The 26,400-nt window shown below is 62.3% G+C and carries 26 protein-coding genes; 9 read left to right on the forward strand and 17 right to left on the reverse strand.

Annotated elements, in window-relative coordinates:
- The first annotated feature begins 103 nt into the window (after positions 1-103).
- On the forward strand, positions 104-1,129 hold the full coding sequence (locus RHODMAR_RS20335; RefSeq protein WP_051048207.1) for a mechanosensitive ion channel family protein: 1,026 nt from the start codon (positions 104-106) through the stop codon (positions 1,127-1,129).
- Here RHODMAR_RS20335 and RHODMAR_RS20340 read toward each other — a convergent pair.
- From RHODMAR_RS20340 to RHODMAR_RS28340, 3 genes are read right to left on the reverse strand one after another with little or no spacing between them, the layout of a single operon-like run.
- On the reverse strand, positions 1,094-1,537 hold the full coding sequence (locus tag RHODMAR_RS20340; RefSeq protein WP_008718290.1) for a PRC-barrel domain-containing protein: 444 nt from the start codon (positions 1,535-1,537) through the stop codon (positions 1,094-1,096). The genes RHODMAR_RS20335 and RHODMAR_RS20340 overlap by 36 nt on opposite strands.
- Positions 1,537-2,157: a PRC-barrel domain-containing protein gene (locus RHODMAR_RS20345; protein WP_008718293.1), complete on the reverse strand. Its 621-nt coding sequence runs from the start codon at positions 2,155-2,157 to the stop codon at positions 1,537-1,539. The genes RHODMAR_RS20340 and RHODMAR_RS20345 overlap by 1 nt, the downstream gene beginning before the upstream one ends.
- Complete coding sequence (locus tag RHODMAR_RS28340) at positions 2,154-2,309, reverse strand: hypothetical protein (RefSeq protein ID WP_157226153.1); 156 nt, start codon at positions 2,307-2,309, stop codon at positions 2,154-2,156. Before RHODMAR_RS28340 ends, RHODMAR_RS20345 begins: the two co-directional genes overlap by 4 nt.
- A 170-nt stretch (positions 2,310-2,479) precedes the next feature.
- On the opposite strand from RHODMAR_RS28340, the gene RHODMAR_RS20350 reads away from it, so the two are divergent.
- Positions 2,480-3,805: an AIM24 family protein gene (locus tag RHODMAR_RS20350; protein ID WP_008718295.1), complete on the forward strand. Its 1,326-nt coding sequence runs from the start codon at positions 2,480-2,482 to the stop codon at positions 3,803-3,805.
- A gap of 7 nt (positions 3,806-3,812) precedes the next feature.
- On the opposite strand, the gene RHODMAR_RS20355 is transcribed toward RHODMAR_RS20350, so the two are convergent.
- The 12 genes from RHODMAR_RS20355 to rpsJ form a co-directional block, all read right to left on the reverse strand.
- Positions 3,813-4,718, reverse strand: a complete 906-nt coding sequence (locus RHODMAR_RS20355) for a glycosyltransferase (protein ID WP_051048206.1) — start codon at positions 4,716-4,718, stop codon at positions 3,813-3,815.
- Between the two features lie 81 nt (positions 4,719-4,799).
- On the reverse strand, positions 4,800-5,078 hold the full coding sequence (gene rpsQ, locus RHODMAR_RS20360) for a 30S ribosomal protein S17 (protein WP_008718299.1): 279 nt from the start codon (positions 5,076-5,078) through the stop codon (positions 4,800-4,802).
- Positions 5,075-5,320, reverse strand: a complete 246-nt coding sequence (gene rpmC, locus RHODMAR_RS20365; RefSeq protein ID WP_008718301.1) for a 50S ribosomal protein L29 — start codon at positions 5,318-5,320, stop codon at positions 5,075-5,077. The genes rpsQ and rpmC overlap by 4 nt, the downstream gene beginning before the upstream one ends.
- Positions 5,320-5,736, reverse strand: a complete 417-nt coding sequence (gene rplP / locus RHODMAR_RS20370; RefSeq protein WP_008718303.1) for a 50S ribosomal protein L16 — start codon at positions 5,734-5,736, stop codon at positions 5,320-5,322. The genes rpmC and rplP overlap by 1 nt, the downstream gene beginning before the upstream one ends.
- 3 nt (positions 5,737-5,739) lie before the next feature.
- A complete protein-coding gene (gene rpsC, locus RHODMAR_RS20375) occupies positions 5,740-6,549 on the reverse strand; it encodes a 30S ribosomal protein S3 (RefSeq protein ID WP_008718304.1) in 810 nt (269 codons plus the stop codon).
- Positions 6,549-6,971 carry a 50S ribosomal protein L22 gene (rplV, locus tag RHODMAR_RS20380; protein ID WP_008718306.1) on the reverse strand — a complete coding sequence of 141 codons (423 nt, stop codon included), beginning with the start codon at positions 6,969-6,971 and terminating at the stop codon, positions 6,549-6,551. The genes rpsC and rplV overlap by 1 nt, the downstream gene beginning before the upstream one ends.
- Positions 6,968-7,249 (reverse strand): 30S ribosomal protein S19, encoded by a 282-nt coding sequence (rpsS, locus tag RHODMAR_RS20385; RefSeq protein ID WP_008718309.1) that lies wholly within the window; start codon positions 7,247-7,249, stop codon positions 6,968-6,970. The genes rplV and rpsS overlap by 4 nt, the downstream gene beginning before the upstream one ends.
- 13 nt (positions 7,250-7,262) lie before the next feature.
- Positions 7,263-8,099, reverse strand: a complete 837-nt coding sequence (rplB, locus tag RHODMAR_RS20390) for a 50S ribosomal protein L2 (RefSeq protein WP_008718311.1) — start codon at positions 8,097-8,099, stop codon at positions 7,263-7,265.
- Between the two features lie 39 nt (positions 8,100-8,138).
- Complete coding sequence (gene rplW, locus RHODMAR_RS20395; RefSeq protein ID WP_008718314.1) at positions 8,139-8,444, reverse strand: 50S ribosomal protein L23; 306 nt, start codon at positions 8,442-8,444, stop codon at positions 8,139-8,141.
- Positions 8,441-9,118, reverse strand: a complete 678-nt coding sequence (gene rplD / locus RHODMAR_RS20400; protein ID WP_008718317.1) for a 50S ribosomal protein L4 — start codon at positions 9,116-9,118, stop codon at positions 8,441-8,443. Before rplD ends, rplW begins: the two co-directional genes overlap by 4 nt.
- Positions 9,115-9,780: a 50S ribosomal protein L3 gene (gene rplC, locus RHODMAR_RS20405; protein ID WP_008718319.1), complete on the reverse strand. Its 666-nt coding sequence runs from the start codon at positions 9,778-9,780 to the stop codon at positions 9,115-9,117. The genes rplD and rplC overlap by 4 nt, the downstream gene beginning before the upstream one ends.
- A 14-nt stretch (positions 9,781-9,794) precedes the next feature.
- Positions 9,795-10,100 carry a 30S ribosomal protein S10 gene (gene rpsJ / locus RHODMAR_RS20410; protein WP_003938093.1) on the reverse strand — a complete coding sequence of 102 codons (306 nt, stop codon included), beginning with the start codon at positions 10,098-10,100 and terminating at the stop codon, positions 9,795-9,797.
- Positions 10,101-10,592: 492 nt separating this feature from the next.
- Between rpsJ and RHODMAR_RS20420 the strand changes: the two genes are divergently transcribed.
- The 7 genes from RHODMAR_RS20420 (at position 10,593) to RHODMAR_RS20450 (ending at position 17,015) form a co-directional block, all read left to right on the forward strand.
- Positions 10,593-11,087 carry a hotdog fold domain-containing protein gene (locus tag RHODMAR_RS20420; RefSeq protein WP_008718322.1) on the forward strand — a complete coding sequence of 165 codons (495 nt, stop codon included), beginning with the start codon at positions 10,593-10,595 and terminating at the stop codon, positions 11,085-11,087.
- A gap of 24 nt (positions 11,088-11,111) precedes the next feature.
- The gene (locus RHODMAR_RS20425; RefSeq protein ID WP_008718324.1) at positions 11,112-12,008 is read left to right on the forward strand and encodes a prephenate dehydrogenase dimerization domain-containing protein; all 897 of its coding nucleotides are present in this window, start codon (positions 11,112-11,114) and stop codon (positions 12,006-12,008) included.
- Positions 12,009-12,088: 80 nt separating this feature from the next.
- Positions 12,089-13,042, forward strand: a complete 954-nt coding sequence (locus RHODMAR_RS20430; protein WP_008718327.1) for an AurF N-oxygenase family protein — start codon at positions 12,089-12,091, stop codon at positions 13,040-13,042.
- 120 nt (positions 13,043-13,162) lie between these two features.
- Complete coding sequence (locus tag RHODMAR_RS20435) at positions 13,163-14,134, forward strand: daunorubicin resistance protein DrrA family ABC transporter ATP-binding protein (protein ID WP_008718329.1); 972 nt, start codon at positions 13,163-13,165, stop codon at positions 14,132-14,134.
- Positions 14,131-14,988 carry an ABC transporter permease gene (locus RHODMAR_RS20440; RefSeq protein WP_008718331.1) on the forward strand — a complete coding sequence of 286 codons (858 nt, stop codon included), beginning with the start codon at positions 14,131-14,133 and terminating at the stop codon, positions 14,986-14,988. Before RHODMAR_RS20435 ends, RHODMAR_RS20440 begins: the two co-directional genes overlap by 4 nt.
- Positions 14,989-14,998: 10 nt before the next feature.
- Positions 14,999-15,853 (forward strand): ABC transporter permease, encoded by an 855-nt coding sequence (locus tag RHODMAR_RS20445; protein ID WP_008718333.1) that lies wholly within the window; start codon positions 14,999-15,001, stop codon positions 15,851-15,853.
- Between the two features lie 226 nt (positions 15,854-16,079).
- Positions 16,080-17,015: an esterase/lipase family protein gene (locus RHODMAR_RS20450; protein ID WP_008718336.1), complete on the forward strand. Its 936-nt coding sequence runs from the start codon at positions 16,080-16,082 to the stop codon at positions 17,013-17,015.
- Between the two features lie 169 nt (positions 17,016-17,184).
- On the opposite strand, the gene RHODMAR_RS20455 is transcribed toward RHODMAR_RS20450, so the two are convergent.
- The gene (locus tag RHODMAR_RS20455; protein WP_042939966.1) at positions 17,185-18,843 is read right to left on the reverse strand and encodes an amidase; all 1,659 of its coding nucleotides are present in this window, start codon (positions 18,841-18,843) and stop codon (positions 17,185-17,187) included.
- 120 nt (positions 18,844-18,963) lie between these two features.
- Positions 18,964-26,400 (reverse strand): non-ribosomal peptide synthetase (locus RHODMAR_RS20460; RefSeq protein ID WP_157226154.1); only part of this gene is annotated, 7,437 nt, incomplete at its 5' end.

Below are 26,400 nucleotides of genomic sequence, written 5' to 3' on the forward strand. Positions count from 1 at the left end.
GACGGATGGACTGCGGTATGCCGAGTCTCGACGTCGCTGCCGACTGCACCCGTATCGTCGATGCCTTCAGCCCTATCAGCAGTCGGAGTGATTCGTGAGCGTCATGTATGCGGCACAGTCCGTCGAACTCTTCGGCGTCACCCTCGTGGGAGTCAGCACCACGACCGGCGTGAAGTTGGTCGTCACCGCCGTCTTCGTCGCCATCGTGCTCGCTCTGCGCCGGCTGGTGTTGGCACTCACACGCCGATCCCTCGGGGGCGAAGTCGGTGATTCGCGGCGATTCTGGGCGCGCCAAGGCTTACAGGTGATCGTCGCCGTAGTTCTCGTGCTGGGCCTGGTGTCGATTTGGGTGACCCCGAATACCGATATCACCACCGGCGTCGGATTGATCAGTGCAGGGTTGGCTTTCGCTCTGCAGCAGGTGATCACCTCACTGGCCGCCTACTTCGTGATCCTGCGCGGTGACACCTTCGGAATTGGCGACAGGATCACTCTGGGCGGTGTGCGCGGTGACGTCGTTCGTCTCGGTTTTCTCAAGACCACGATCATGGAGATGGGACAACCGCCGGCGGTGTCCGACTCCGATCCCGCCATCTGGGTCAACTCACGCCAATACACCGGACGCCTGGTCACAGTCACCAATGGTGTGATCTTCACCGATCCGGTCTACAACTACACTCGCGAATTCCCGTATTTGTGGGACGAGATGGTTCTACCCATCGCCTACACCGACGACCGACAGTTGGTAGAGCAGATCCTCCTCAGTGCCGCACGCGACCACGCCGTGGTGGACGACCAGGCAGCCAAGGCTGCTTTCGATTCCATGCGCACGCGCTACGCCTTGGCACCCACTTCGTTGAACCCGTCGGTCTACTGGCGGATCACCGACAACTGGGTCGAGCTGTCCCTACGCTTCCTCGTGCCGCATCGCGGCGTCCGAGCCATCAAGGACCTCATGACCCGCGACATTCTCGCCGGGTTGGACGAAGCTGGGATAGGTATTGCCTCAGCCACCAATGACATCGTCGGGATTCCCGATATCAAAATAGTCGATGCTCGAGAACACCCCGATGTCCACCGGTCACGTGAGAGTTCAGCGGTCCCGGTGATCGAGAACGACGGCATATGACCCGACGCCGGTAAGGGTGCTTCCCTGGATGGACACCGCGTCGACGATCACCGACGTGATTGCACCGGTCTCGGGATCGAATTCCACGTCGTCCACCGTGCCGAGGTCGACACCGGCAGTACTGAGGACGCGCTTGCCGATCACCCGATGCGCTTTTCCATCCAATCCGGACAGTGATTCCTCGGTTCCGATCTCGACGATTCTGTCCGCCGAATCGACGGTCACCGCATCGGTTCCGAACGTCGAGATACCGGACCACACCAGCGCGTCACCGGTTTTGGATTTCTTGATCTGCATACCGGCAACGGTGCGGCTGCGCGGATCGACAAGGAACTCCCCGACAGCACCCACGGTGTCGGCGGTGGTGGTACTGACTACCTTGCGACCGATGGACTCGGAGAACAACATCAGCTCGTTCCCTTCAGCTGTGCTCGGAATGCGTCGACGGCCGCGCCGAAACCAGCGAGATCGTCTCGCACGAAATCGGTGGCACTGGCCGGCACCATGAGGTGTTCACCGGACGCCGCAAGTGTGTCCGGCAACGGTATGAGCACCGTTGCTCCCTTGTTCTTCATCGACTCGGAAGACTTGATTTCGTAGCCGACCACATCGCATTGTCCGCCGTTGCGACCGCTCACCTCGATGATCACGTCCACGACAGTGCCCAGATCGGTTCCGGTGTCCGTCAGGACCGTCGAACCCAAGATATTGCCGCGCCGTTCCGGGCTGGGCTCGGCAGCCTCGCCAACGTCAGCGGCATCGGGAGCGACGAACATCTGATCGGCAGGGGTGAGCACGTCCTCGCTGAGAATCATCACCGCGTCGGAACCGAGCGCAGCTACCGATCGCCACGGCATGACCTCTTTTTTCGGGCCGGAGAAGAGTCCTCGGCCGGCAAGGGTGAAACCTGCCACCGCTCCACCGTCCGGTGCGTACACGATGTCCTTTACCTGCGCGACGTCTTCACCGGCGAAGGTCACGACGGGTCTCTTGGCGATCTCACTCGACCGCATCAGTTGTTCGCTCATTGTTCTGTACTCGTATCCGTTGGGTTGCGCGGTGCGGCGATGATCACACCGCCGGACCGGCGCCGGGCTTGCACCAGCAGCACTGCTGCAACGATCACGACAATCAACACGAGGGCCACGATGACCCACCCCCACCACTGCATATGGCTCACGCTTTCTCGAGAAGGAGTGAGGGAGTCCGAGGACCACCCGCTTGGATGCTTGTAGTACCCCTTGACGCAAGACACTAAACGCTGGATCCGCGTCGATCGATGACCTCGCACCCCACGCTGAACACTCTCCAGCGCGCGCCACCCACAGAGACGGTGGCAGACTGAACCGAATGAGGACCCTCGTCCGCGGGGAGAACTGCCCCGCTCCGTCCGGTTCACTGACGGTCACACTCGCAGCGTCGGCCTCGGTCGACGTCTCAGCGCTGCTGCTGGGAATCGATGGCACGGTGCGTTCGGACGCCGACTTGGTGTTCTACAACCAACCCACCGCACCCGGCGTCGCGTATCGCCCCACGCAGACCGGCCACGTGCTGATGTTCGACGCCTCAGCTGTGCCCGTGGACGTCGCCACCGTTGCGATCGCCGCGTCACTCGACGGCACAGGCCCTACGACGTTCGCTGCGGCGGGCCCGACCTCGGTGACGGTCTCCGACGCGTCGGGCACGGCTGTGATCGGCTTCGCCGCGGATGCTCTTGGGGACGAGAGCGCTCTGGTGTGCTTGGAGTTCTACCGCCGCGAGGACCTGTGGAAGATCCGCGCGGTCGGTCAGGGGTACGCGGATGGGTTGGCCGGGTTGGCCACCGCGTTCGGCATCAGCATCGAGCAAGACGAGCCGTCTCGGCCCGCGGCTCCCGCAACGCCGTCGTCGCACATCACCGAATCGCCCGCGAATTCACCTGCTCACCAAGGAGTTCTGGCCATGAGAAGCGAATTGTTCGCGCCCGCCCACGCCGAGGTTCCCGGATCGGGCATTCAGAAACAGGGCAGCAAGATGTGCCGAATCGGGATGAACGGTGAGGTGCTGGCTCGCGCCGGTTCGATGGTTGCGTACCAGGGCAATCTGCACTTCGCGGCACTGGGCTCCGGCGGAATCGGACGGGCACTGAAGCAGGCATTGTCCGGCGAGGGAGTGCCACTGATGAAGGTCTCGGGCAGCGGCGACCTGTTTCTCGCCAACGCAGCGCAGGACGTTCACCTGATCGATCTGGACGGCACCGATGGATTGACCATCAACGGTGCCAACGTCTTGGCCTTCGAGTCCTCGCTGAGCTATGACGTCAAGCGAGTCCAGGGTGCAGCGGCCGGCGGCAACGCGGGCTTCTTCAACTGCGTGTTCACCGGGCGCGGGAGGATCGCGATCACGACCGACGGAATCCCGGTCGTGTTGAACGTCGATCAGCCGACGTTCGCGGACCCACAGGCGGCGGTCGCATGGTCGTCCTCGCTGCAGACGAGGGTGAAGAAGAACGATTCGTTCGGTCTCGGTACGCTCATCGGCCGCACGACCGGCGAGCGCTTCACTCTGGAATTCGCCGGCCAAGGGTTCGTCGTGGTTCAGCCCTCGGAGCAACCTCCTGGTGGGCTGGTGGGCGGCACCGGTGGCGGAGAGCAGGCCGGCGTCGGCGGGGCGCTCGGCGGCTTGTTGGGCCGCTGACCTCGCGTCACAGGAACAGTGTCCGGTAGCGGATCGAGCCTTGTAGATGACCGACGACCACAGCCGTGGCGCCGATCCACTGCCCGCGGGGTGACCGCGAAAGCTTCTGCGGGACTGCAGGATTCGTGACCAGCAGTCGCAGGACATGCTGTGCAAAATCCGTCGCCGATAATCCGGTGAACCCGTACTCGCGATACGCCGAATACAGCAGAACGTCGCCCACGGCATACCTGCGTACCTGAGACCAGAACTCCCGAACCGTCGGCCTGAGCCGGTAGTCGACAATTGCTGCGCCTGCATGAGCCATCCGATACCCGGCCAACTGCACCCGCCACGAGAAATCGAGGTCTTCTCCCCCATCGGTCATAGTTTCGTCGAAGCCTCGAACAACCCTGAACACCGATGACCACACCCCGAAGTTGCACCCCGGTGCATACGGCAGAAAGTCGGTCTCGAAACCGTGGAGAGATGGGCTCAGGGGACGTCGGCGGTACGTGGCCGCCGAGTTCACCACCGAGGTGTCGAGCGAACCGCTCACGAGATCAGCCGTCGAGGCAGTCGCTACCAGCTCGCGCAACCAGGCGAACCGCACCACATCGTCCGCGTCACAGAATGCGAGGAACTCGCCTGAGCTGTGAGCCGCACCCGCGTTGCGTGCGTGAGATGCCCCAGCCGAACCGGAGGCGTCCACGTAGTGCACGACCTGTCCGTCCACCCGCAACCGCTCATCGAGCCATTCGCGCAACCCGTCGATCGAACCGTTGTCACTGACGATGACGTCGTATGCGCCGTCGTAGTCCTGAGCGGCCAGCGCATCGAGCTGGTGTCCGATCGTAGCGATCGCATCGAACGTCGGAACGATCACCGAAACCAGAGACGGTCGACGACGCTTCATGGTTGTCGACTCGTTCACGGCTCACAGCCAACCAGACCTGGCATCGAAAACAAAAAACCCACCCCCGTTGTCGGAGGTGGGTTTTCGAGCACAGAGTGCTTACTTGGCCTTTTCGAGAACCTCGACCAGTCGCCAGTGCTTCGTGGCGGACAGCGGGCGGGTCTCCATGAGCTGAACGCGATCGCCTACGCCGGCGTCGCCCTTCTCGTCATGAGCCTTGACCTTGGTGGTGCGACGAATGATCTTGCTGTAGAGGGGGTGCTTGACCCTGTCCTCGAGCTCGACCACGATCGTCTTGTCCATCTTGTCGGATACGACGTAGCCGATCCGGACCTTACGATTGTTGCGCTCTTCTGTCACAGTCTTTTCCTCGCTCATGCTGCGTCACCTGCTGTGTCCTCGGAGGGACCAGAGGCCAAGCCGAGCTCACGTTCGCGGAGCACCGTGTACACACGCGCAATTTCGTGGCGCACCACACGCAGTCGACGGTTGTTGTCCAACTGGCCGGTAGCCATCTGGAAACGAAGGTTGAACAGCTCTTCCTTCGACTCACGCAGCTTGGTGACCAGCTCTTCACCGGTGAGCTCGCGGAGCTCTGCGGCTGGGGTTCCGGTAGCCATCAGAACTGCTCCTCCCTGGTGATGATGCGTGCCTTGATCGGCAGCTTGTGGATGGCGCGAGTCAATGCCTCACGCGCGATGGTGTCATCGGGGTACGACAGCTCGAAGAGCACGCGACCCGGCTTGACGTTCGCGATCCACCACTCCGGCGAACCCTTACCGGAACCCATGCGGGTCTCGGCAGGCTTCTTGGTGAGCGGGCGGTCCGGGAAGATGTTGATCCAGACCTTGCCACCACGCTTGATGTGGCGAGTGATCGCGATACGAGCGGCCTCGATCTGACGGTTGGTGATGTAGGCGGGCTCGAGAGCCTGGATGCCGTACTCACCGAACGTCACCTGAGTTCCGCCCTTGGCGGCACCCGAACGCTTCGGGTGGTGCTGCTTGCGGTGCTTGACCCGGCGGGGGATCAACATGCGTCAGCCCTCCTGAGTGGGTTCGGTCGAGGCAGGAGCCTCGGAAGCGGATGCCGCGCGGCCGGCCTCGGTACTGGTCGCTGTGGTGCCCGAGGCACCGCTGCGACGCGGACGAGTGGGACGCTCGCGACGCGGGCGATCGGCACCGGCAGCCGGAGCTGCAGCAGCGGCGAGTTCACGCCGTCCGCCGACGATGTCGCCCTTGTAGATCCAGACCTTCACGCCGATGCGACCGAAGGTGGTCTTGGCCTCGTACAGCCCGTAGTCGATGTCGGCACGGAGCGTGTGCAGGGGAACGCGTCCCTCGCGGTAGAACTCCGAGCGAGACATTTCCGCACCACCGAGACGACCGGAGCACTGAACACGAATGCCCTTGACGTTCGGCTGACGCATGGCCGACTGGATGGCCTTACGCATTGCGCGACGGAATGCGACGCGGTTGCTGAGCTGCTCGGCAACACCCTGGGCCACGAGCTGAGCCTCGGACTCGGCGTTCTTGACCTCGAGGATGTTCAGCTGAACCTGCTTGCCGGTCAGCTTCTCGAGGGCACCGCGAATGCGGTCGGCCTCGGCACCACGACGACCGATGACGATGCCCGGACGTGCCGTGTGGATGTCCACGCGAACACGGTCACGGGTGCGCTCGATCTCGACCTTCGCGATGCCCGCGCGCTCCATGCCGGTGGCGAGGAGCTTACGGATCGCGACGTCTTCCTTGACGTACTCCGAGTACTGCTTGTCTGCGTACCAGCGCGACTTCCAGTCAGTGGTGATACCCAAGCGGAAGCCGTGCGGGTTGATTTTCTGACCCACTACTGAGCCCCTTCCTTGGACGCCTGGCCCTTACGACGGTTGCGAGATGCTCCGCCGGTCTTGGGCAGGCTTTCGACGATCACCGTGATGTGGCTGGTGCGCTTGCGGATCCGGAATGCCCGGCCCTGAGCGCGCGGCTGGAATCGCTTGAGGGTGGTTCCCTCGTCGACGTATGCCGTGGCGACGATCAGCGTGCTGGGATCGAGATCCAGGTTGTTCTCGGCGTTGGCCGCTGCGGACGCGATCACCTTGGCGACCGGCTCGCTTGCTGCCTGCGGCGCGAACTTGAGAATGTTGAGCGCGTCCTCGACGGAGCGCCCACGAACCAGATCCACGACTCGACGTGCCTTCATCGGCGTGACGCGAACATGCTTCGCTACGGCCTTGGCAGTCGGATTGGCGGTGGGGGTGAAGTTGGTCATCGCCTCTTCGCCTTCCGGTCGTCCTTGATGTGACCCTTGAACGTGCGGGTCGGTGCGAACTCTCCGAGCTTGTGGCCGACCATCGAGTCGGACACGAACACCGGTACGTGCTTACGACCGTCGTGGACGGCGAAAGTGTGACCGATGAAGTCGGGGAGGATTGTCGATCGACGGGACCAGGTCTTGATGACCTGCTTGGTTCCCTTGTCGTTCTGGACGTCAACCTTCGCGAGGAGGTGATCGTCTACGAACGGGCCTTTCTTCAGGCTGCGTGGCATTCTGAACTCCCTCCTAGCGCTTGTTCTTGCCGGTACGACGACGACGGACGATCAGCTTGTCGCTCGCCTTGTTCTTGCGGGTACGGCCTTCCGGCTGTCCCCAGGGGCTGACCGGGTGGCGTCCACCGGAGGTCTTGCCCTCGCCGCCACCGTGCGGGTGGTCGACCGGGTTCATCACGACACCACGAACGGTCGGGCGCTTGCCCTTCCAGCGCATGCGGCCGGCCTTGCCCCAGTTGATGTTCGACTGCTCGGCGTTGCCGACCTCGCCGACGGTTGCGCGGCAGCGCACGTCGACGCGACGGATTTCACCGGACGGCATACGCAGCGTGGCGTAGGGGCCTTCCTTGCCGAGGAGCTGAATGCTCGCTCCAGCAGAGCGGGCCATTTTTGCGCCACCGCCCGGGCGGAGTTCGACCGCGTGAATGGTCGTACCCGTCGGGATGTTGCGCAGGGGCAGGTTGTTGCCGGGCTTGATGTCGGCATTGGCACCCTGCTCGATCGGCGAACCCTGGGCGATGCCCTTGGGTGCAACGATGTAGCGCTTCTCGCCGTCTGCGAAGTGCAGCAGTGCGATGTTCGCGGTGCGGTTGGGGTCGTACTCGATGTGAGCGACCTTGGCCGGCACGCCGTCCTTGTCGTTGCGACGGAAATCGATGAGACGGTACGCACGCTTGTGACCGCCACCCTTGTGCCGGGTGGTGATTCGACCGTGTGCGTTACGTCCACCGCGACCGTGCAGCGGGCGGATCAGCGACTTCTCGGGGGTCGAACGCGTGATCTCAGCGAAATCGGACACGCTGGAGCCACGACGGCCCGGGGTTGTCGGCTTGTATTTACGGATTGCCATGAGTCTTCTCGTCCTCTATATCCGAAGAGTCCCAGTCGCTTACGCGACCGGACCTCCGAAGATCTCGATGGGCTTGCTGTCGGCGGAGAGCGTTACGAGCGCGCGCTTGGTGTCCTTGCGCTTGCCGTAACCGAACCGGGTCCGCTTACGCTTGCCCTGACGGTTCATCGTGTTGACGCTGGTCACGGTGACGTCGAAGATTTTCTCGACGGCAATCTTGATCTGCGTCTTGTTCGAGTCCGGGTGCACCAGGAACGTGTACGTGCCGTCTTCGATCAGTCCGTAGGACTTCTCGGAGATGACCGGTGCCAGCAAGATGTCGCGGGGATCGGCGATCGTGGTCACTTGCTTGCCTCCTCGTTCTTTGCAGGCCCAGCGATGAAGGTGTTCAGCGCTTCCACGCTGAAGACGACATCATCGGCGTTGAGCACGTCGTAGGTGTTGAGCTGGTCGGGTGCAATGGGGTGCACGCCGTCCAGGTTCTGCACGCTCTTCCAGGCTGCGATGTCCTCGCGGCCGACGACGAGCAGGACCTTCTTGCGGTCCGAGATCTCGGCGAGGAAGGTCTTCGCACCCTTGGTGGACGGGACCTGCCCGGCAACCAATTCGGTGATGACGTGCAGTCGCTCGCTGCGGGCCCGGTCGGAGAGGGCTCCGCGCAGTGCGGCGGCCTTCATCTTCTTGGGGGTCCGCTGGCTGTAGTCGCGCGGCTGCGGTCCGTGGACCGTGCCACCTCCGACGAACTGAGGAGCGCGAGTCGAGCCCTGACGGGCGCGGCCGGTGCCCTTCTGCCGGTACGGCTTCTTGCCACCGCCGCGAACCTCGCCACGAGTCTTCGTGGAGTGAGTTCCCTGACGAGCAGCTGCCAGCTGTGCAATGACGACCTGGTGCAGCAGCGCGATGTTCGCCGGTGCGTCGAAGATCTCCGCGGGGAGATCGACGGTGCCGTTGGTCTTGCCGCCGGCTTCCTTGACATCGAGCGTCAGCTTGGTCTCGGTGTTCTTCTCGAGGCTGGTCATGCCCGTGCACCACCCTTCAATGCAGACTTGACGATCACGACGTTGCCGCGACGGCCCGGGATCGCTCCCTTGATCAGCAGCAGACCGTTCTCGCTGTCCACCTTGTGGACCGAGAGGTTCTGCGTCGTGACGCGGTCGCCACCCATACGTCCGGACATGCGCATTCCCTTGAAGACGCGACCGGGCGTTGCGCAGCCACCGATGGATCCGGGGCGACGGTGCACAGCCTGTGCACCGTGGCTCGCACCCTGACCCTTGAAGCCGTGACGCTTCATGGTTCCGGCGAAGCCCTTGCCCTTGCTGGTGCCGGTGACGTCGACGTATGCGCCGTCCTCGAACACTGCAGCAGTGAGCTCCTGGCCGACCTCGAACTGCGAGGCGTCTGCAACGCGGATCTCCACGATGTGGCGACGCGGCGTGACACCTGCCTTTTCGAACTGGCCGGAGGTGGGCTTGTTCACCTTGCGCGGGTCGATCGCACCGAAGGCGACCTGGACGGCGCTGTAGCCGTCACGTTCCTGGGTGCGAATCTGCGTGATCACATTGGGGCCCGCCTTGATCACGGTCACCGGAACGACGCGGTTGTTCTCGTCGAAGACCTGGGTCATTCCGAGCTTGGTGCCCAGAATTCCTGTCGCAGGCCGATTCTTGTTATCAGTCATCGTTGTCTCCGCGCTCACTGGATGTTGACGTCGACACTGGCCGGGAGGTCGATGCGCATGAGCGCGTCCACCGTCTTCGGTGTCGGGTCGAGGATGTCAATGAGCCGCTTGTGAGTACGCATCTCGAAGTGTTCGCGCGAGTCCTTGTACTTGTGCGGCGAACGGATGACGCAGTACACGTTCTTTTCTGTCGGCAACGGCACCGGTCCGACGACGCGGGCACCCGTACGGGTGACCGTTTCGACGATCTTGCGCGCTGACGCGTCGATCGCCTCATGGTCGTAGGCCTTGAGCCTGATGCGGATCTTTTGTCCCGCCACGCTTAGTGTCCTTTTCTTGCCGCTTGGTCGCAGAACGGGCCGTTCGGCCTGTTCCACCTCGTCTGCACAGTCCCCGAGCCGTGGAAAACCACCGACTCGAACTGCCTTCGTGCACACACGACAGTGAAAAACGTTGACGACCCAGGCGTCGCCTGCATCCGTTGCCGCTCTTCATCTGTCATGGTTCTCCGGTCCACGCGGTCGGGCGTGTCGTGATTCCACTCATTCTTCTGCGCTGAAACTTTCGCTTCAACCATCCGAATGGGACGAAATCCGCACCGATCGAGCTGGTGTACCGGACGCGCTCACGTGGAGCGCTGGTCTCATGTTCTTGCTCAGCCGGCTTTGCAGCCGGCTCACCTGGTTCAGGCCGCACGCAAGCGCACCCTGTGTCCAGGCAACCCGACCAGTATGCCGCAGACCGCGCGACAGATCAACTCGGGCTCCACCGATATCCGCCGCACTATCTTACCCAGCAGTAAGGTAGTCCCCATGACCACATTGGAGAACACCACCGGTGCCACCTATCGCGCCTGGTCGAAGCTCCCGAACAACACTATCGGTTCCGTCGTGTTCTCCGTCGGCATGTGTCTTCGGGTCCCCTACTTCTCATCCGTACTACCGCGGGTGGTTGCGCTCGAACCGGGTCGCTGCGAGGTGACCGCACCCAAATGGTTCGGAATCCGGAATCATCTCGGCACCTTCCACGCGATCGCAGCGTGCAATCTCGCCGAAGTGGCGATGGGCATGCTCGCCGAGGCCACGGTGCCGACGACGCATCGGTGGATTCCCAAGTCCATGAACGTCCAATATCTGACGAAGGCCACCACATCCCTGCGCGCAGTGGCCGAACTCGATTCGGTCCCCGACTTCGGTGCCGTCACCGACGGTCTCGACATCGTCGTGCCGGTCTCGATCCGAGACACCGCAGGCGTCGAGGTGGTGCACGCGGACATCACGATCTGGGTCTCCGCCGCGTCCCGTTGACATACTCGAACGGTGAACACGGAGATGCAGTCGCTGCGCGATGACGCGGTAGTGGTGGTCGGAGGGTCGGGAGCGGTCGGTCGCATGTTCGTCGAACTGCTTCGCGGAGACGGCTCTGCCGTGACGGTCGTCGACGTTCGGGACGCTTCGTCAGGGCGCACCTCGCCGGTCACGATCGGCGATATCACCGCGCCCGACGAACCGATCCAATTGCTACTTCGGCAGGCAACAACGGTGATTCTGGCGGTTCCCGAATCCGTGGCGCTGGCAGCAGACCTGTCAGCGCTGGGCCCTGATGCACTGCTGGTGGAGACCTTGTCGGTGAAGTCCGGCTTCGCTCGCCATCTGGACGCCACCGATCGCCTCGGTGCCACCGTGGGTGTCAATCCCATGTTCGCTCCGTCTCTGGGGATGACCGGTCGCCCGGTTGCCGCAGTCGTTCATCGCGAGGGATTGCCGGTGCACGCCTTCCTCGACAGCATCGCCCGGTGGGGTGGCCGAGTAGTCCTTGTCGACGCCGAGCGCCACGATCGTCTCGCGGCCGCGACGCAAGCGCTCACGCATGCGAGTGTTCTGGCATTCGGCCTGGCCTTGGCCGAGCTCGATCTGCCGTTCGTCGACATCGATGCGGTAGCGCCTCCCCCACACACGACGATGCTCGCCGTTCTCGCTCGCATCACCGGTGGCGAACCCGAGGTCTACTGGGATGTCCAGGCAGGCAATCCGTATGCCTCCGAGGCCAGGGCGGCTTTGGTTCGATCGGCGAATACGCTCGCCGAGACCGTCGAATCAGGTTCCGAGGCGGAGTTCGGTCGCCTGTTGAACCAGGCAGAAGCTGCTCTGGGCGCAAGCGGCGATCGGTATCGAGCCGTGTGCGCAGAGATGTTCGGTATCGTTCGAGGCAGCGGTGGTGATCGATGACCGCGCACGAGATGCACGCGGAGCAGCCAGACGCGGCTCGGATGGATACGAGTTCGACAAGCACAGAGGCGAGGCCTTCGATGTTGGAACAACCGTCGTTGCCGGAGTTCGACTCCGACGATGTCGTGGAGAGTGCGGTCGTCGCACGGTTGGCGAAGAATTGGGCGCAGCGCGCGACGGTGAAGAAGCCCGAACCCGAGCTGGACGATCTGTTCGACACGGCGAAGCAGGATTTCCCCGACGCTCTGATTCCCTTCGGCGAGCACGACACCTTCACCGGCGCAACGCCCGAGCAGCAGAATCGTCTGCGCGCATGGGGGTGGATCGCGTTCAACAAGAACGTGATGGACGTCGAGCAGCACGTCGTGCATCCTGGGTTCGCGCTTCTGGCGCAGGACGTTTTCGAGACCGGAATGGGCGATACCCTGGCCGTGGCCGTGACCCAGGCGATGGTCGACGAGCAGTACCACACACTGATGCATCTCAACGCGAGCGCAGCGACGCGCCGCGGGCGCGGCTGGGCTCTGTCGGAACGCGCTCTGCCCTTCAGCTCCACCGTACGTCGGCAGCGCACAGCGCAGGCAACCAGTGACGACCCCTGGTCGTCTGCCATCAGCTCGTTGGCTTTCATGACCGTCGCGGAGATTTCCATCACATCGTATCTGGACCTGATCGAGGACGACGACGTCATCCAGCCCATCAACCGAGCGACCGTGAAGCTGCACAACCGCGACGAGTACTGCCATGCCTCGATTGCCGACGACATGGCCGCGATCGTCTTCGACCGACTCGGATCGAGCGACCGACAGAAATTCCTCGACGGCCTCGTCGACGGGATGGATGCGTTCTCGAGCAGCGATTTCTCCACCTGGGGACGCATACTCGAACTCGAGGGCGTGCGCGGCGCAGAACAGATGCTCGCCGATGTCGAGCAGGACAGCAGCCGCCGTGCACTGGTTCAGGATTACAGCGGGTTGCGATCCCTGTGCCGAAAGCTGGACGTCGAGGACAGCATCGATATCGACTGGGGGTGACTGCGAAACTCACCCGGCCGCGACCCGCAGGTAACATTTCCGCGGAATTCCGGTATCAAGTAGTGGCCATCGATCCATGAGGTCCGGTCCGACCATTCGTCCCAACAGCTCGGAGATTCGATGTCGTCAGCTCAACACGCAGCCGTACACGTGGAGGACGTGAACAAGTCCTTCGGCGATGTGCATGCGCTGCGCGGCATCAGCTTCTCCGCGGAGCGGGGCACCGTTCTGGGGATTCTCGGACCCAACGGTGCCGGTAAGACGACGACCGTGAAAGTGCTCTCCACTCTGATCGCACCCGACACCGGCCGAGCATTCGTTGCGGGCCACGACGTTGTCTCCGACGCTCCGGCGGTACGTCGTTCGATCATGATGACCGGGCAGTATGCGGCGCTCGACGACACGCTGTCGGGCCGGGAGAACATCGAACTCTTCGGCCGTCTGATGGGCCTCGACAAAAAAGCCGCCAAAACCCGCGCGAAAGCCCTGCTCGACGAGTTCGACCTGTCCGACACCGGAAAGCGGCCCGTGCGCGGGTACTCGGGCGGCATGCGTCGCCGCATCGACATCGCATGCGGGTTGGTCGTCCGGCCCGAGGTCGTGTTCTTGGACGAGCCGACCACCGGGCTCGATCCGCGCAGCCGGCAGGGTGTGTGGTCTTTGGTCGAGGCACTGAAAGCCCAGGGCATCACCGTGCTGTTGACGACGCAGTACCTCGAAGAAGCAGACGTCCTCAGCGACAACATCATCGTCATCGACAAGGGCACCGTCATCGCGGAGGGCACCTCGGACCAACTCAAGGCGAAGACGGGTGGCAGCTACTGCGAGGTCGTACCTCTCGACCCCGGTCAGCTCCGAGCGGCAGCCGAAGCATTGGGAGATATGGTCCCTGCTGCCGTACACGCCGAGATCACCGCTAGCTCCGACCGACTCTCCGTACCTGCGCCCGACGGGGCGGCGACTCTGTCCGAAATCCTGCGCCGGATCGACGCCGTCGGGATCGTGCTGGCAGACATCGCCCTTCGCCGCCCGTCGCTCGACGACGTGTTCCTCACCCTCACCGGCAGCTCTCAGACGAGTACGACACCATGACGGCCACGACGCGCGGAGTGTCGCAGACCCACGCGGTCACGGCACCGCGAACCACCACCGGATCGACGACGCAGCAGCCGAAACGGCGTTCGAGGACCAGGCCTTCGGGTTTCGTGCAGTGGCAGGCCCTCACCGGTCGCGCGCTCTGGACCATGCTCACCAAAGGCGAGTTGCTGATCGCGGTCGTCGCTCCGCTCATCTTCACCATCGGCTTCTACCTGCCACTGAAGTTCGTGATGGGCCTGCAAGGCATCAACTATGCCCAGTTCCTGATGCCGATCATCGTCCTGCAGGCGATGGCGTTCACCGCCATTTCCGCTGCGCAACGGGCGTCGACGGAGGCGATGAGCGGACTCAATTCTCGTTTGAAGACGATGCCCGTCACACGCGGTGTCCCGCTGGTGTCGCGAATTTCGAGCGGTGTCGTCCGCTCGCTGGTGTCGCTCGTATCCGCCCTCGGCTTCGGTTACGTCATCGGTTTTCGCTTCACCGCAGGATTCGGTCAAGCCATATTGTTCTGCGTGCTCGCCATGCTGATCAGCACGACGTTGTCGATCGGTGCAGATGCAATCGGAACGCTGTCGAAGAGTCCCGAAGCGACCAGCCAGGTGTTGACCCTCCCCCAGCTCATTCTCGGTATGGCCTCGTGCGGGTTCGTTCCCGAAAGTGGTTTCCCAGAGCTCATTCGCCCGTTCGTGCGCAACCAACCGATTTCGCAGTTCTCTTTCGCGATGCGGGACATGGCCGAAGGCGGAGTCAGCTTCCAGGTGTTGTGGCCGTCTCTCGCGTGGGTGGTCGGCTTGATCCTGTTCTTCGTACCGCTCGCCATCTGGGCGAGCTCCAGGCCAGAGTGACGAGTCCGAAATGACGATGTCAGAAGCGTCGGTGAACACAACCCGCGTGTCCAGCTTGACCTTTCCCGAACCGAACATGGTTCTGCGCGAAGGGTCACTTCGTGCGCTCTGGACTCACAGTCTGATCCAGGCCAAGCGACTGTTGATGCGTTGGATGCGCGATCCGTCGACGATGATTCAAGCGCTGCTGTACCCCGCGTTGATGCTGGTCATGTTCCGTGTCGTGCTCGGGAACTCGATTTCCGCGGCCACCGGATCGCCCGCGATCTACGGCCAGGTACCGATGATCGCTCTCGTCGGAGCGATGTTCGGATCGATCGTCAGCGCTGTCGGTCTCAAGGGCGAACGGAAATCGGGTTTGTTGTCGCGGTTCTGGACGACGCCCACGCACCGTGCCGCCGGTCTGCTGGGCAGAATGATTGCCGAAGCAGTTCGAGTGCTCGTCACCACCATCGTCATCACCAGCGCCGGTGTGGCGATGGGGTTCAGATTCACCCAGGGAATCTCGGCCGGCATCCTGTTGATCCTGATACCGGTCGTATTCGGTATCGGGTTCGCGGTGATGATCACATTCCTGGCCACCGTTGCCGGTGACGCACCCCTGGTCGAAGTCGTGTCGATCTTCGCCACCCTGCTCATGTTCTTCAACGCCGGCTTCGTACCCGTGCTCGCCTACCCGCCATGGCTTCAACCGGTCGTCGCGGCGCAGCCGATGTCGGTCGCGGTCAATGCCATGCGAAACCTGGCGATGGGTGGTCCGGTTCTGACGCCGGTGCTGCACACCCTTGCGTGGTCACTGGGAATGGCAGTTGTGTTCTTGATCCCCGCTATCCGCGGTTACAAGAAAGCATCCGCATCCGGATAACCTGCACCCTCCCATAATTTCATGAATTTTCGACAGGTAGAGAAACAGTCGTTCATGAAGCATCACAGCGATAACGACGTGAGCTGCATTTCCTTTACCCAAGCTCTGTGTGCAGAGGCGATGGCCTGTTTCCACGTCAACACGTCACAATGGCCCGCCTGTTACGCTTCGGTTTCGCCTAGGTTGCTCCAGCCTCGGCAACCGTCACCGATCTAAGAACGAGGCCATGCCGAACAACCTATCCCGAAATTTCCGTGCCACCCTGCTAGTGGCGATCGTGTGGGCCTTGTCTTTCGTCGGTAATGGGATTGCTGTGGCCGAGCCTTTGCCTCCGGGAGTCTCGGTGTCGACAACGCCCCAACTGGTCGGTGCCAACGACTTCGGCTGTGTTCCCAGCGCTGCACATCCGCGCCCTGTCGTTCTCGTCCACGGCACGAAAATGGACGCGTCCGCCTGGGAGACGCTGGCTCCCCAGCTCCAGAGCGAGGGATATTGCGTTTTCGCACTCAACTACGGAGGGGTATCGCTCCTGCTGGATCCCAGCCAGATAGTTTGGGGTTCGGGCGATATTGTCGCGTCTGGCCGTCAACTCGCAACCTTTGTCGATGAAGTCCTACAGAGCACGGGTGCGGCCCAGGTCGATATGGTCGGTCATTCCCAAGGTGGCGTGACCGCGCGTCAGTACATGAAGTTCGATGGCGGCACCGATTTGCAAGACCCCAGTCGAAACAAGGTGCATACATTGGTCACTTTGGGAGCGACCAACCACGGCACTACGTTCGGCGGCCTGCAGCAGTTGTCCACTCTTCTGACCTCACTCGGTCTACCCGGCGACGCGCTGGCACCCTTGGCCTACAACATGGCGGGAGCTCAACAGTTGGTGGGCTCGTCAACTTTGGTCAGCCTCAACGATGGCGGAGATGTTCAACCCGGCGTGGACTACACCGTCATCGCCACACGTAACGACGCCGTTTCGACTCCAGCTGAGAACACATTCCTCCGGTCCGGAGATGCATTGTCGGTCCGCAATATCTGGGTCCAGGACTTATGCCCAGCAGCGACTACCTCGCACATCGGCCTAGTGACCGATCCGGTCCCCCTGTACATGGTCAAATCCGCACTCGATGTGAACTACGCTGCGAACAGCGCTCCTCCTTGTTGAACGGTCGCTGTAGTTGCGCATGTACGAGGCTGTGCAAAATGGGCTCCAGCACCCCCGCCGCGCCAGTCGGGCGTAATCCAGGCGGCACGTACCGAACACAGGTATGGCGCAAGCATCGAGCTGTCGACCGCGTCCGATGCCTGCCCGGTCTCCACGAACTCGGAAGCTGTTACCTCCGCGCCGACAGGGTCGGGAGAGCGTACAGCGATGGCGGATCGGACCTGGTGTTTGTCGCCTCGGGTCCAAGACCCGGCTGAGCAACGGTCACCTCTGGAATTCTGCGCGGCGCGCCGACCCATCGAGGAACCTCTCGCCACTGAGGAGACTCGAATTCCAACTCGAGTCCGATCTCGATAATCGTGCTTTCATCCCAAGCTAGCCCGCCGATCTGCACACCGAACGGCATTCCCGTCTCCCGCGACCTTCCGACGGGCATGCTCACGACAGGCACTCCAGCATAGTTTGCCCAAATCACATTAGCGGTAACGCCGTCGAAAACGCTGAAACCTGCGTACTGATTTCGCTTCATGCCGTCCACGGTGGCGCCTGGCAGCATGATGGCGTCGAGCGACGAATCGTAGAACATGCGGTTGTAGTCACGCTGGAAGCGGAGGCGGTCACGTTCGAACCCGATGTAATCGAATACTGGAGTTGCCAACGCGGCGATGTCTCTACCGACAAGAAGTGCGTTGTCCGGTGCATACAGCCCGATTCGGTCCGCGAATTGCTGGTGATACGCGCCGACCTCCACACGGTCCCCGAGCATCAGGCTGGCAGGCACGGAGGGAAAATTTACGTCCACAACTTCGGCTCCCAATCGGCGTGCCGACTCCAGCGCCTCCTCGAACAGGACCGTGAGAGCATCGGGTAGGTCGCCGAGGGCGTTGCCAGGCAAGCCGATTCGCCGCCCGGTCAGAGGTGATGAACCCCCCTTGGCAGAGATGGGATAGCCGCTGGCCGGGACGTCAGGCCCAGCGGAAGTAGTGGGATCGCCGGGGTCGGCACCCGCCATGTAGCTCAGGAGCAGCGACGCGTCTGCCACGCTTCGCGCCATCGGCCCCGTGTGGTCCCGAGTCCACGCCAGTGGAATCACGCCGGCGGTACTGCAACGACCGTAGGTGGGTTTGATGGATGTGATCCCGCAGGCAGATGCCGGGATACGCAGCGAACCACCGGTGTCGGTGCCTGCCGACAGGGGTGTGAAACAAGCAGCCAGGGCCGCCGCGCTACCCCCGGATGAGCCGCCGACCGACCTCGAGAAATCCCATGGATTGCCCACCTGTGACGTAGCCACACCGAGCGCGAACTCGTGTGTGTGAGTATGGCCCATCAAGACCATGCCTGCTTCATCCAGTCGCCGCCACACACCCGAGTCGCCGGAAGCGATATTCCCGTCCAATACACGGCTGGAAGCTGTCACTGGCAGACCCCTGACCGCGTACAGGTCCTTGAGACCGATCGGGAGCCCACATACCAACGGAACCGAACCGTTCTCGCGCGCGCGACCGGCGGCAGACAGTCGCCCAGCAGCTGCCTCGGCGGCCGCGTAGGCAACCTCGGGGTAGATGCGAATCCAGGCGTTCACCGGTTGGTCCATTGCGCGGCTGCGCTCGAAGTAGGCGTCGAGCAGCTCCCCGGGATGAAGGATGCCGGATTGCAGCAGGCTGACGGCTTGTAGGGCATCGAGCATCGCGGGGTCGGATGCATCGATCGTTTCAGGAGCTGGAAGGGCGCGAGCCGGACTACTCGAACTCCCCCCGAGCGCGAGACCGACGCTGCCAGCGGCCGTACCTCCGAGAAACGATCGGCGTGTGAATTTCGAACCCATAGGTCACACCCTACGGTCCAGGCAGTTGTCGACCGATCAACACTCGACAGAACTCGTCGAATACAGCCGGTCCGAGAAGACCATCACTCCAGGCGGTAGCGAGGGATATCAATGATGCGTTCATTCCGGTTGTTCGGCACGCGAATACCGCAGCGGCAGTGTTGCCATCGTTCGCGCCCCCGAGACTGCCTCGACCGAAACATGCACTCCTAGATGGGATCCTAAGACCTTCGCGAAAGCCATTGCATCGAGAGATGAACCTCCCATCTCAGAGAAGTTGCGCTCCAGCGAGATGTTCGTACCGGGGAAGAAGTCAGCGCACACGGCCTCGATCGTTGCGGTATCTGCTTCGCTCGAGTGACTGGGTTCCAGGTTAGCCCGGATGGGCCAGGAACGAACATCGACGGGCGATAGCGAGCCCGCAAGTGTCCGGGCAGGTTGCTCGTCGTCGGACGCGAACGACCGTAGAACAGCCTCGAACGAGGACAGCAGCCGTCGACCGGCATCGGCGTCGACCACTTCATCCATATGCTCGAGCCGAACGTTGATCTGTGATCCCGACGTGATGCGCAGCACCACCGGGTAGTGCGTCGACTCGGCGAAGGTCATTCCTTGCACCCGCAGTCCATCGATCGATGCACTGTGTTGCGCGATCCCCGATTCGTCGATGGGGTACGACTCGAAGACCGTCAGGGTGTCGAATTCCGCCCCGGGGCCGACCTCGCGCTTGATCTGACTCAACCCCACGTGGTGATACTCCAGCAGTTCCACCTGATCTCTCTGCAGACGGCGCAGAAAGTCAGCGACCGAGTCGTCGCCCAGCATGCGGACTCTTACTGGCAATGTGTTGATGAACAACCCGACCATGTTCTCGACTCCTTCGATCCCGGCGGGCCGACCCGAGACCGTCGCGCCGAAGACGACATCATCTCGGCCGAGAGTGCGCGTGAGCAGCATTGCCCAAGCGGCCTGGACGAATGTGTTCATGGTGATCTCGAGCTCGGCCGCTCTGTTCGTCAGCGCCCTGGTGGTCTCCTCGCTCAGGGTCAAGTCCTGAGCCGATGCCCACGTCGACACAGAGGTGCGGACGGTGCCTGCCAACAGTGTCGGTTCGTCCATTCCGTCGAATACCGTTCGCCAGGCTCGCAGGGAGTCGCCGATGTCGCGTGTGGTCAACCAAGCGAGATATGAGCGATAGGAGCGAACCCGAGGAAGGAACGAATCGTCCCCATGCAATGCATACAGTGCGATAAGTTCCCGCATGACAATCGGCATAGACCAACCGTCGAGGATGATGTGGTGGTCTGTTGTCAACAGTCGGAACTGATCCGGGGCCATCCGGACCACCGTGAAGCGTAATAGTGGATCCTTCTCAAGATCGAAGCGTTTCAACCGATCGGCCGCGAGGATTTCTGCATAGCGCGCATCAGGCTCGGGCACCGCCGACAGATCCACCTCTGTCCACTGGACGTCGCGTCGCGCGAGAACCAACTGAGCGGACTGTCCATCGGTATCGCGGAGGAACACTGTTCGCAAACTTTGATGTCGACTCACTAGGGCATTCGCCGCCGCGCGTAACCGAGCCATGTCCAGCGCGCCTTCGAGGGCCAATTCGATCTGTGGTGTGTAGACATCCGGATCCGAGCCTGCAGCCAACGCATGGAACTGCAGACCCTTCTGCAGTGGAGTGAGCGGCCATATATCGTCGAGGGCCCCGTATCGCTCTTCCCACGCATCGATATCCGACTGGCTCGTCGGGAGCAGTGACACGTCGGACGGGGTCAAACCGGCTGAACCCGCCTCGTCCGTATAGGTCACCAATGCGGTCAGGGCGCGCTTCCACAGCTGAGCTAGCTCTTCGGTGTCCTCTTCGTTCACGACATCGGATGCATACGACCAACTTGCGGTCAATTGCTCCGCACCGGCTTGTCCGACAACCATTGCGTTGATGTCTATCACCGCAACCGACGCGAGATCGTCCGGTTCTGCGGCGATCGCCCCCATGTCCGACGCGGGCAACCATCCCAGGTCGGCTTCCGGCGGAAGCTCTGCAGATCCCATCCGGCCCAGGTAGTTGAAGGAAATTTGGGGCGATCGCTCTACCAACGTCGCGGGGCGATCCGATCGCAGGTAACGCAGAAGTCCGTAGCCGATCCCCTTGTCCGGCACCGCGATCAGTTGTTCTTTGACTCTCTTGAGCGCGGCACCTGCGTCAGGGCCGGCCTGGAACGCCGCGTCGATATCGACACCGGACAGATCGAGCGAGACTGGGAACACGGTGGTGAACCAACCGACTGTACGAGACAGATCTGCCCCCGGAACCACGTCCTCCTCGCGGCCGTGTCCTTCGAGCAGAATCAGGGAAGATTGCGCGTCGACGCCCCGGGTCCGGCGCCACACCGTCAATGCCAGCGCGAGGGCTGTCAGCACCACATCGTTCACGCCACCCCGAACCGCGCTCGGTGCGCGAGTAAGAATCCCGTCGGTGACGTCAGCAGACAAGAGGACAGTCACCGACTTCATCGTGGATCGGCGGTCGCGTTTCGCATCGAACGCGCGGCAACCGATTAGGGGATCGTCTGTGCTGAGCACCCTGGCCCAGTATCCGAGCTCAGAAACTCGTTTGTCACTCTCGGCCTCCGCGTTCAGCGCGTGCGCCCAAGTCCTCATGGATGTGCCAACGGGGGCCAGAGCAATCGGAGTACCCGAGGCGTACTGCGCCCAGGCTGTGACGAAGTCCGGAATCAGTATTCGCCAGGACACACCGTCTACTAGCAGGTGATGAGCGACGACGATGATACGGCCCTTGCGGATCGGTCCGAAGTCGATCCACACGAACTGAAGGACCACGCCGTCCTGCGTGGAAAGAGCACGTAGGGCGTCGTCCAACGCGCGTGATCCTGCGTCGGCTACTTCGGCTTCCGTGGCCGTGATATTCAGTTCGACACGGCGCACAAGTGCGTCGACGTTTACCGTTCCACGGGGTGCCACCTCGATGATGTTCTCGGTCTCGGTTGCCACGAGCCTGGATCGAAGCATGTCGTGGTGATCGACCACGGCCGCGATAGTCGCGACGATCTGAGTTCGTTCGATGCCCAACGGCAACTGCAGCGCGGTCGATTGGGTGAAGCGAGAATGGTCCGACCCGCGTTCGAGCATCGCTTCTACGATCGGAGTAGCTGGCATCGCCCCAACGCCTCCGCCGTCGATCTCCTCCAGTACGACCTCGCGCTCCGAGGTCGACGGCACCGCCACTTCTGCCAGCCGGGCGATGGTCTTGGCTTCGAACACATCGCGCGGGCGGAACGAGAGGCCCAATGACCTTGCCCGCGACACGAGCTGAATCGACATGATGCTGTCGCCGCCGAGTCCGAAGAATGAATCGTCGAGACCAACCTTCTCGATACCCAGGATCCCCTCGAAGAGCGACGAGAGAATTTGCTCGGTGTCCGAGGTGGGTTCACGGTAGCTGTGAGTGGACTCGAACCGGGGCGCAGGTAACGCCGACCGATCGAGCTTCCCGCTGGAGTTCAGCGGCAGCCGATCCAATACGACCGTCGCCGCCGGCACCATGTAGCCCGGCAGCCGTGCGTGCGTGGCGGAGTCGATCTGGGCCTCGTCGAACGTCCGGCCCGGCGCAAGCACCACGTATCCGACGAGGGTGCTCTGGACCACCGCTGCCGCGGCCGCCACGACACCGTCGGCGGTCCGCAGGGCGGCTTCGATTTCCCCGAGCTCGATCCGTAGACCGTTCAGCTTGACCTGGGCGTCCCTACGCCCGACGAAGACGAGCGAACCGTCTGCGCGCCGTCGAACCAAGTCACCCGTCCGGTACATTCGTCCGCCGTCGCTGCTGTACGGATCGGCCACGAAACGCTCAGCGGTAAACGCGGCTCGTGAGCAGTAGCCTCGTGCGAGCTGTTCTCCCGCAACGTACAACTCGCCGATCACCGACACCGGAACCTCGTGAAGTCCGGTGTCGAGGACATGCAAACGGACGTTGGCCACCGGAGTACCGATGGGGACGATCTCGACATCCGCAACGACACTCGCGTGATGGGCCACCTGTACTGACGTCTCGGTCGGCCCGTAGACGTTGTGTACATCGGCTCCCCCGAGGGCGCGAATGTCCGACGCCACCGTCCCGGACAGCTGTTCCCCTCCGACCAGGAAAGCGCGCACAGTGTCGAACTGGCCGGGCTCAGCGGCTTCAGACAGCAAAGCCAGTACGGAAGGCACGAACTGCACGATCGATATGCGCTGTGTCGCGATGACACCGGCCAAGTAGTGCGGGTCACGATGTCCGTCGGGTTCGGCCAACACCAGGCATGCCCCAGCGCGCAGGGGTAGGAACAGCTCCCATACGGACGCATCGAAACCTATGGAGGTCTTGTGAAGTACTCGATCGCTCGACTCGATCCGGAACTCACGTTCCAGCCACTCCAGCTGATTGACGATGGCTCGATGCGAGATCGATACGCCCTTGGGCCTACCGGTTGAGCCCGATGTGAATATCGTGTACGCAAGGTTCTCCGGCAACACCGGTGCCGCCAGGTGTGCGGACTCTATCGGGCCATCGTCTCGAGCGGACAAGTCGAGGGAGTCCACATCGATTACCCGCACATCGGTGTTGCCGACTTCGATTCCGGGTGCATCGGCGGATGTCAGAACTGCAGTCGGCGTGGCAACTTCCAGCACGTAATCGATGCGGTCCGCCGGCCACTCGGGATCGATCGGGACGTAATTTCCTCCAGCTGTCAGTACCGCAAAGATGGATCGCAGCATTGTTTGGGACCGAGTCCCGACGACAGCGACGGCAGTTTCAGGGCCCACGCCCGATTCGATGAGGAAGCGCGCCAATGTGTTGACACCAGCGGAGAACTCCGAATAAGTCCACGTACGCCCGCCGAACACCACCGCGGGCGCATCTGGAGTAGTTCCGACCCAGGCAACGAAGGCGTCGACGACCGAACCTCTTGCCGGCGTTCCCTCCGTGTCGTTCCACCGCGCCAGCGCATTCTTTTCGTCGGCGCTCCGTAAGTCCAAGGTGCGGACGGTGGCGCAGGGCGTCTGCGCCATCGCATCGAGAACCCGCAGGAACCGTTCTGCCATCGGCGCGATAGTCGCCTCGTCGAACAGATCGGTGGCGTAGACGAACGTCCCGCCGATGGTGCCGCCCGAGTCGCCCGACGGCACCAGAGTGAGAGCTAGATCGAACTGAGCCGTGGTCCGGTCGACGTCTACGGCGGTGATGTCGAGTCCCGCGAGCGACAGCTCTGTCGTTTCGAGATTTTGCAGAGTCAGCATGACCTGAAACAGCGGAGTGTGTGAGGTCGACCGTGGCGGGTCCAGAATTTCCACCAACCGTTCAAAAGGCACATCGGCGTTGGCGAAAGCATCCCTAGCAGTATCGCGGGCTGTATCCAGGAGATCGACGAGACCACGCCGTTCGTCGATATCGTTGCGCAACACCAGAGTGTTGACGAACATGCCGACAACGTCGTCGAGTGCTTTTTCGCCGCGGCCCGCCACAGCGGTGCCGATCGCGATATCGCTGGTGCCCGACGTTGTCGCGAGCAGCACTGCAAACGCTGTCTCCAGCACCACGAACGGGGTTGTGCCACGCTCGCTGGCTAGATCGTCGATGGCAGTTGACGTCGCCTGGTCGATGACGAAGGAGTAGGACTTTCCTGCCCCACTCGGTGCCGACGGCCGGAGCCGATCGGACGGTAACTCCAGTACTTCGGCAGCGCCCTCGAGCTGGGTCTTCCAGTACGCCACCTGTCGAGAAAGCACGGAATTCGGATCGTCCTCGTCCCCGAGCACTTCGCGCTGCCACAATGTGAAGTCCACGTACTGCACAGCGAGCTCGGGTAACCCGGCATCCTCACCGGAGAAGCGCGCCGCGTAAGCGGTCATTATGTCGCGTGCCAGTGGTCCAATAGAAAAGCCGTCGACAGCGATGTGATGCGCGACCACGACCAGAACGGCCTCTCCTGCGCCCATTTCTCCGTTGTTCGGGGTCACCTCGAACAATGCAGTCCGTAGCGGGACCTCGGAGGTCACGTCGAAGCCTCGCTCGACGAACTCGGTCACTCGCGTGATCGCGTCTCTTTCGTCGACTCGAATGCGCCGTAGGTGCCGATTGACCGAGGCGATCGGAAGTACCAGCTGACTTCCCGTTCCATCGATTTCCGGATACAGCGTTCGGAGGACTTCTTGTCGAGCGATCACATCGAAGAGGGCGCCTTCCAGCGCTTCCGTGTCGAGATCACCGGTCAACCGGATTGCCAACGGGACGTTGTAGGCGAGCGACGAGGTGTCGAAACGATTGAGGAACCACATTCGCTGCTGGGCGTACGACAGTGGAATGGGGTCGGTGCGTTGGCGACGCGTCAACGGTCGGTAGTCTGCACCGTCCAGCTGGGCGACGGCTGTGGCAAGCCCAGAAACCGTGGAGTCCTCGAAGACCAGTCGTGCACCGATATTGACCCCGAGTGCCGCGCCAATTCGCGCTGCCAGACGCGTTGCCGATAACGAATTGCCACCAAGATCGAAGAAATCGTCGTCCATCCCGACTTGCTCGACGTCCAAGATCTCGGTGAACACTGCCGCGATCGAAATCTCGACATCGGTCTTCGGCGCCCGATACTCGCGGACCGCGAATATCGGCTCCGGTAAACCCTGCCTGTCCAACTTGCCCACAGGCGTGAGTGGGATGCGATCGATCACCATGATCGACGCAGGAATCATGTGCTTTGGCAAACTTGCTGTCACGAATGCGAGGAGGGCATCCACGTCGATGCCCTTCTCGACCGCAGGGCGAACGTAAGTTACGAGCGATTGTTCTCCCGAACCCGCCCGGTGGCCGACGGTAACGGCGAATGCTACGGAGGGGTGCGCGCTGAACGCAGAATCGATCTCACCGAGTTCGATACGAAAGCCTCGTATTTTGACCTGAAAGTCGTTGCGCGCAATGAATTCGAGCGCACCCGAATTACTCTGCCGCACTACATCTCCGGTTCGATACATACGAGCCCCGGTGTCCCCGAACGGATTCGCAACAAAGCGCTGCGACGTCAGTGGGTGCTTCCCTCGGTATCCCCGCGCGAGTCCACTCCCCGAAAGGTAGAGTTCACCGGCGGTTCCCACCGGCACGACTCGAAGCCTCTCGTCCAGCACGCGCGCAGTCATTCCCGGAATGGTTCCGCCGATTACGATCCGATCCCCCGGGCTCAAACGGTCGGAGATATTGCTGGCCACCGTTGTCTCCGTCGGCCCGTAGAGATTGAAGAACGCTCGATCAGCACCCCAGGAGTTCACGAGCTCCGGCGGGCAGCTCTCGCCGCCTACGACGATGACCGACAGGTCGTCGAGGCTCTCTGGATCAGAAGACGCCAATGCCGCCGGTGTGACGAACGCGTGCGTCACACGCTTTTCGCGTAACAGATCGGACAGCTCCGAACCGCCGAAGACGTCTGTGGGGGCAATGACCATCGTCGCGCCGGAAGCGACCGCCAGCAAGAGTTCGAGGATAGACGCATCGAAGCTCGGGGA

The organism is Rhodococcus sp. AW25M09, assembly GCF_000333955.1.
Classification (GTDB): Bacteria; Actinomycetota; Actinomycetes; order Mycobacteriales; family Mycobacteriaceae; genus Rhodococcoides.

Excerpts from the sequence above, each read along its gene's own strand:
- RHODMAR_RS20420 (WP_008718322.1), top strand. The coding sequence starts at position 10,593 with ATGACCACATTGGAGAACACCACCGGTGCCACCTATCGCGCCTGGTCG.
- RHODMAR_RS20430 (WP_008718327.1), top strand. The coding sequence starts at position 12,089 with ATGTTGGAACAACCGTCGTTGCCGGAGTTCGACTCCGACGATGTCGTG.
- rpsS (WP_008718309.1), bottom strand. The coding sequence starts at position 7,249 with ATGCCACGCAGCCTGAAGAAAGGCCCGTTCGTAGACGATCACCTCCTC.
- rplD (WP_008718317.1), bottom strand. The coding sequence starts at position 9,118 with ATGACCAGCCTCGAGAAGAACACCGAGACCAAGCTGACGCTCGATGTC.
- RHODMAR_RS20445 (WP_008718333.1), top strand. The coding sequence starts at position 14,999 with ATGACGATGTCAGAAGCGTCGGTGAACACAACCCGCGTGTCCAGCTTG.
- RHODMAR_RS20340 (WP_008718290.1), bottom strand. The coding sequence starts at position 1,537 with ATGTTGTTCTCCGAGTCCATCGGTCGCAAGGTAGTCAGTACCACCACC.
- RHODMAR_RS20440 (WP_008718331.1), top strand. The coding sequence starts at position 14,131 with ATGACGGCCACGACGCGCGGAGTGTCGCAGACCCACGCGGTCACGGCA.
- rplC (WP_008718319.1), bottom strand. The coding sequence starts at position 9,780 with ATGACTGATAACAAGAATCGGCCTGCGACAGGAATTCTGGGCACCAAG.
- RHODMAR_RS20425 (WP_008718324.1), top strand. The coding sequence starts at position 11,112 with ATGCAGTCGCTGCGCGATGACGCGGTAGTGGTGGTCGGAGGGTCGGGA.
- RHODMAR_RS20350 (WP_008718295.1), top strand. The coding sequence starts at position 2,480 with ATGAGGACCCTCGTCCGCGGGGAGAACTGCCCCGCTCCGTCCGGTTCA.
- RHODMAR_RS20435 (WP_008718329.1), top strand. The coding sequence starts at position 13,163 with ATGTCGTCAGCTCAACACGCAGCCGTACACGTGGAGGACGTGAACAAG.
- rplB (WP_008718311.1), bottom strand. The coding sequence starts at position 8,099 with ATGGCAATCCGTAAATACAAGCCGACAACCCCGGGCCGTCGTGGCTCC.
- RHODMAR_RS20335 (WP_051048207.1), top strand. The coding sequence starts at position 104 with ATGTATGCGGCACAGTCCGTCGAACTCTTCGGCGTCACCCTCGTGGGA.
- RHODMAR_RS20450 (WP_008718336.1), top strand. The coding sequence starts at position 16,080 with ATGCCGAACAACCTATCCCGAAATTTCCGTGCCACCCTGCTAGTGGCG.
- RHODMAR_RS20455 (WP_042939966.1), bottom strand. The coding sequence starts at position 18,843 with ATGGGTTCGAAATTCACACGCCGATCGTTTCTCGGAGGTACGGCCGCT.
- rpsQ (WP_008718299.1), bottom strand. The coding sequence starts at position 5,078 with ATGAGCGAGGAAAAGACTGTGACAGAAGAGCGCAACAATCGTAAGGTC.
- rpmC (WP_008718301.1), bottom strand. The coding sequence starts at position 5,320 with ATGGCTACCGGAACCCCAGCCGCAGAGCTCCGCGAGCTCACCGGTGAA.
- rplV (WP_008718306.1), bottom strand. The coding sequence starts at position 6,971 with ATGACCAACTTCACCCCCACCGCCAATCCGACTGCCAAGGCCGTAGCG.
- RHODMAR_RS20345 (WP_008718293.1), bottom strand. The coding sequence starts at position 2,157 with ATGAGCGAACAACTGATGCGGTCGAGTGAGATCGCCAAGAGACCCGTC.
- rplP (WP_008718303.1), bottom strand. The coding sequence starts at position 5,736 with ATGTTGATCCCCCGCCGGGTCAAGCACCGCAAGCAGCACCACCCGAAG.